This window comes from Chitinophaga sp., assembly GCF_036566945.1.
GTDB lineage: Bacteria > Bacteroidota > Bacteroidia > Chitinophagales > Chitinophagaceae > Chitinophaga.
Window position 1 is genome coordinate 1 of record NZ_DATCVJ010000687.1, and the last position, 5710, is coordinate 5710.

Here is a 5710-nt window from a genome sequence, read left to right on the forward strand (position 1 = left end):
GAGAACTTTGGTATTGATTTTAAGTATTGGCAGTTGTCAACAGATGATGGCCCAAAGCAAATTGCCCTTAACAGATTTATCTGCATTTCAGCAGCCTACCACCAACTGGCGTATAGTCGGTGGCGTTAGTGCAGATCTGCAGCAGAATAACCTGCTGCAATCCACAGATGGTACAGGCATCCTGGCAAATTTGCCTGGCAAAAAAGACACGCACGGACAAGATCTTTTCAGCTCATTACAACATGGTGATCTGGACCTGGAACTCGATTACCTCATGGCAAAAGGTGCTAATTCAGGGATCTACTTACAGGGAAGATATGAGATTCAGTTGCTCGATAGCTGGGGTACTACTACGCCGCGCGCATCAGACAATGGTGGTATCTACGAACGTTGGAACGATAGTAAACCAGAAGGCCAGCAAGGTTATGATGGCCATGCTCCCCGCCAGAATGTAAGCCGTGCTCCCGGGTTATGGCAACATATGAAGATTGCCTTCCAGGCACCCCGCTTTGACGCCGCCGGTAATAAAATTGCCGATGCGGTAATCTTAAAGCTGGAACTAAATGGTGTAACCATCCAGGAAAATGTAGTGCTGTCTGGCCCTACACGTGGCGCTATGCAAAATAATGAAGTCCCTTCCGGACCGCTCCGTTTACAGGGAGATCATGGGAGCGTGGCTTTCCGAAATATCGTGATCAGCAACTACAGCGCTCCGAAGCCAACGTTGCAGGATGTGAAGTACAGCGTATATAAAGGCCGGTTCGACAAGCAACCCGACTTCGCTACGCTGAAACCTGTTGCTACCGGCACTGCCGCTCAACTAACACCTAACATCACCGGCTTACCGGACAATGAATTCCTGGTACGCTACACCGCTACCTTATCGGTAAAAACAGCTGGTAAATATGGTTTCAATCTTCATACTTCCGGCGGTCCGGGTATGCTGAAAGTAAATAACCAGGCAGTGATCAATCCACGTGGATGGGATGGCAATGGCACTATTGAACTGCAGCCAGGCGACTATCCTGTGGAAGTACTGTATGCTAAAAATACAGACTGGGCCAAAGCTTCCCTGACCTTATCGGTGAAAGAAGCCGGTATCCGTGAATTTGTTATCAGCGATACCAATGTACCAGTAGATGATCCTACCGATCCTATCCTGGTAAACGCCAACGAAAATACCGTATTGCGCAGCTTTATGGATGTACGTGGCGGCAAACGCGTGGTACATGCTGTATCAGTAGGTAGTCCCGCTAAGGTGCATTATACCTACGATATGGACAATGGTTTACCCATGCAGGTATGGCGCGGAGAATTCCTCAACACCACCCCGATGTGGCACGACCGTGGCGATGGTTCTTCCCGTCCAATGGGTACGGTGCAGGTCCTGACCAATCAGCCTTCCCTGGCCATTGAGAAACTGGCCAGCAAAGAAGCCGCCTGGACTGCCGACACTACCGGCACCGGCTTCCGCCCAACAGGTTATGCCCTCGATGAAAGTGGCAAACCTACTTTCCATTACAATGTATATGGTACCGCTGTAACAGATGATATCAGTGTGCTGCCTGAAAATCAGGGTATTCACCGTACCGTTACGGTACAACAACCTGCCGCTGACCTGTATCTGCGTATAGCCGTAGGCGATAGTATAACACAGGTGTCTCCCGGTTTATACGTGATCGGTGATAAATCTTATTATGTGAAGATGGACGATGCCAAGGCAAATCCCATCATCCGCAACCAGAACGGCCGCGCCGAACTGATCGTGCCGGTACAGGCTAAAACAGGTTATGCGGTTATCTTCTAAGCAGCAATACTAATGACTATTATGAAACTGAAATATAAAAGAATTACAGCAGGAATAGCCGCAGGTATGTTCCTGATGACGACTGCTATCACCTCCGTAAAAGCGCAGGAATCTCCCAAGGAAGAGGACTTTTTCCGCATTGCGCGTATCAGTTCCCCGGAAGGTACCCTGCTCGAAGTAGGTGGCTTATGCACCCTTCCCAATGGCGACCTGGGCGTAGCTACCCGCCGTGGTGATATCTTTATTGTAGAGAATCCAACCAGCAACAAACCTTACTTCAAAAAAGTAGCTTCCGGGCTGCATGAAGTACTGGGACTGGCCTACAAAAATGGTTCCCTCTACTGCGCACAACGTGGTGAACTGACAAAAATGACCGATACCAACATGGACGGTAAGATGGATCTGTTCGAAACAGTATTCTCCTGGCCTTTATCCGGTCACTATCATGAATATAGTTTCGGTCCCGTACTGGGCCCCGATGGCTCCTTCTTTGTATCCGGTAACGTAGCCTTCGGCGACGAAGAGTGGTGGCGTGGTGAAAGCCGTGTTCCCTGGAGAGGCTGGATGATGCACATCACCGAAGACGGTAAAATGGAACCATGGGCAACCGGTTTCCGTTCCCCATGCGGTTTAGGTACCATCGATGGTGAACTGTTCTACACAGAAAACCAGGGCGACTGGATGGGTTCCGGTGGACTCACCCACGTGAAGAAAGGTAGCTTCGTAGGCCACCCTGCCGGTTTACGCTGGACAGGTATGCCTAACTCCCCTGTGAAACTGACCACAGAAGAACTGTATGCCAAAGTAGATCCGCGTTTCCGCAGAGATGCCAATGGCAACGCCATCAAACCAGAGAACGTAGAAAACGAAAAGTTTGTTACGCTCTTTGATATGAAGAAATATTTTCCTGAAGTACAGCTGCCTGCAGTATGGCTGCCACACGGTGTTTTAGGAATCTCCAACTCACAGCTCACCACCATTCCGGACGGCGCTTTTGGTCCTTTCGCCAAACAAGTGCTGATCGGTGACCAGGGACAAAGCAAGATTATGCGCGTGTACCTGGAAAAAGTAAAGGGCGAATACCAGGGCGCTGCCTGGGATTTCAGAAGCGGATTCCAGTCCGGTGTACTGCGCCTCGCCTGGGGTAAAGATGGTTCCCTCTTTGTGGGTGAAACCAACCGTGGATGGGGTTCTGCCGGTGATGCCAATCAGGGCCTCCAACGCCTCGTATGGAACAACCGCGTTCCTTTTGAAATGAGAACCGTAAACGCGATGCCTGATGGTTTTGAAATCACCTTCACACAGCCGGTAGATAAAAAGTATGCAGAAGATATCGCTTCCTATAATGTAGAAAGCTTTATCTACAAATATCACCCGGTATACGGCAGCCCTACTGTGAACTCAGAAAAGCTGACCATCAAAGGTGTACAGGTATCTCCTGATGGCATGAAAGTGCGACTGGTCATTGATGGCCTGCGTCAGTACTACATTCACAAACTGAGCCTGAATGGTATCCGTACCACCGAAAGAGCTTACTCACTGGTGCACCCGGATGTATACTACACCCTGAACAATATTCCTGATGGTGATAAACTGCCGGTATCTGCCCTGAGCACCAAAAACTCAGCTACCAAAGCAGCGACCACCGCTACCAAAGTGGCCGATGCAAAAGCAGCATCCACTGCCGCTACACCAGCAGCAGCCAAAGCATTAACCTACGAACAGGTAAAACCTTTGCTGAATAAATACACCTGCTCTTCCTGTCATAATCCTGACAAAAAACAAGTAGGTCCTGGTTTCAGAGACGTAGCTAAAAGGAACTATTCAGTAGCAAAAATATTGGCGCTGATCAAAAATCCTAAGCCGGAAAACTGGCCTGGCTATCCAACGCCAATGCCTCCTTTCCCGCAGGTGCCACAAGCGGATGCGGCAAAGATTGCCACCTGGATCAACTCTCTTAAATAAGTAAAAGAGCGATTTTTTGTCTTTCCCAGGATTATACTGATTTTTTGGGATTTTACTTTTTTGATTTAAAAAGATTAGCGAAGATAGAAGCGGGTGTTTGCTTTTATCTTCGCTAATCTTTTTTTAATCCAGTAAAACAACATCCGGAAAATCAGTATAATCAGTATAATCCTGGGAAAGACAAACTCCGCTGCATTAATTTTTCTGAAACACCTTTTGAACTTTTTCTGGCAAACACCTGTTAACTATGTATGACTATGAAAAACACTATTGCAGCAGCTCAATCCTCCTGTATTTGTTTTTCCCCTGATATTAATTTTTTTAAATAAATAAGATACGGTTGATAAACAGGCACAGCATCTTGTAATGGTTCAAGATGTGCAGGGGCGGGCCCTTGAGCGATGTAGCGGCCCGCCCTTTTTTTCTTTAGGTTAGGTTAAACATAAACCCGATACCGTAAATATTCCGGATACTGATGTTTTCATTGCCCTGGAAGTATTTGCGGAAGCGGGATACAAAAACATCCAGACTTCTCCCCACAAAATAATCATTGGCTCCCCACACCTGGTGCAGGATATCTTCCCGCCGGATCACTTTATTACTGTTGTGATAAAAATGTAGCAGCAGGTCACTTTCCAGCGGTGTTAAAATCGTTTCTTTCCCATTCGGCGCTACCAGTTTCAGCGAATCCTTATGAAAGCGCATGCCGCCTAACTCAATGGCATTGACGGTGGCAATACTATTAACCACCTGGTTTCGTTTAAGGATATTTTTGATGCGCAATACCAGTTCATCTACGTCAAATGGTTTTACGATATAATCATCTGCACCAATTTTCAGCCCATATAAACGATCTTTCTTTTCGCCTCGTGCCGTCAGAAAAAGGAAAGGCACATTTGGCTGTATTTTCATAACGCTTCGGGCAAATTCAAAGCCATCCATTTCAGGAAGATTAATATCTATCAACAGAATATGCCATGCCTGTGGCGTGGCGGTAAAGGCTTCCAATGCAGCCTGCCCGTTTTGCTGCCAGTCAACAGTAAAGTCCATCAGCTCCAGGTATTGCTTCACTACATTACCCAGGTCCATTTCATCTTCTACCAGCAGAATGTGATGTTTCATGTGAGGTTGTTTTTGTAGGTATGCTAATTGTAAATGTACTGCCAGCTCCTGGCTCACTTTGGACCCTGATTTTCCAGCCATGCGTATCAACGCATTGCTTTACATAATAAAGGCCAAGTCCCAAACCCTTGGTGGGCTTGGAAAGACGGGGCTGATGACGATAGAATTTTTCAAAAATATGGCGTTGGGTATTGGCATTCATACCAATACCATTATCTTTTATGATCAGTTCCAGTCCTTCATTTTGTGGCACAATGCTGAGCGTAATTTCCTTCTGTGTTTGATCATTATACTTCACCGCGTTGTCGAGAATGTTTTGCAGTAATGTCGTAAAATGAAAGGTGTCGGTTTCAATATGCGCAGGAATGTCATTTTTGATGAATGTAAAACAGATGGTTTGATTAGCCGTATTCAGACTGTACACGGCTATTATTTCAGTGATCAGTTCCTGCAGATCATTGGTGGTCCGTTTGAGCTCCAGTTTTTCGGTCGCTGCAATATTGATTACTTTTTCTACCAATAGTTTCAGGCGTTCTGCCTGCCGGTGAATGATCACCGACAAAGCGGTGACGCTTTGTTTATTGCCCAGTGTTTTTTCGTTCTGAATATTTTTATTGGCGACAATAATAGCCGTAATCGGTGTATTGAATTCGTGCGTAATATTATTGATGAAGTCCGATTTCATGTCGGACAAATGTTTTTGCCGGATCCATTTATGCAGCGTAATGCCAAAGAGTGTTACCACTGCCAGTAGCGTTAGTATACCAGGCAGAATGGTATATCTCATTTGTTGCAGCACCAGCGTACGGCGGTTAT

4 protein-coding genes are annotated in these 5710 nt (G+C 46.6%); 2 read left to right on the plus strand and 2 right to left on the minus strand.

The genetic code is table 11. The annotated features are described in order from the left end of the window. Both VIP81_RS20770 and VIP81_RS20775 read left to right on the plus strand, forming a co-directional pair. Positions 1–1807 (plus strand): family 16 glycoside hydrolase (locus tag VIP81_RS20770; protein WP_331965692.1); only part of this gene is annotated, 1807 nt, incomplete at its 5' end. Positions 1808–1828: 21 nt separating this feature from the next. Next, positions 1829–3772 carry a c-type cytochrome gene (locus tag VIP81_RS20775; protein ID WP_331965695.1) on the plus strand — a complete coding sequence of 648 codons (1944 nt, stop codon included), beginning with the start codon at positions 1829–1831 and terminating at the stop codon, positions 3770–3772. A 426-nt stretch (positions 3773–4198) separates the two neighbouring features. On the opposite strand, the gene VIP81_RS20780 is transcribed toward VIP81_RS20775, so the two are convergent. Then, complete coding sequence (locus VIP81_RS20780) at positions 4199–4894, minus strand: response regulator transcription factor (RefSeq protein ID WP_331965698.1); 696 nt, start codon at positions 4892–4894, stop codon at positions 4199–4201. Beyond that, positions 4863–5710 (minus strand): HAMP domain-containing sensor histidine kinase (locus VIP81_RS20785; RefSeq protein ID WP_331965701.1); only part of this gene is annotated, 848 nt, incomplete at its 5' end. The genes VIP81_RS20780 and VIP81_RS20785, both read right to left, overlap by 32 nt.

Excerpts from the sequence above, each read along its gene's own strand:
- VIP81_RS20780 (WP_331965698.1), bottom strand. The coding sequence starts at position 4,894 with ATGAAACATCACATTCTGCTGGTAGAAGATGAAATGGACCTGGGTAAT.
- VIP81_RS20775 (WP_331965695.1), top strand. The coding sequence starts at position 1,829 with ATGAAACTGAAATATAAAAGAATTACAGCAGGAATAGCCGCAGGTATG.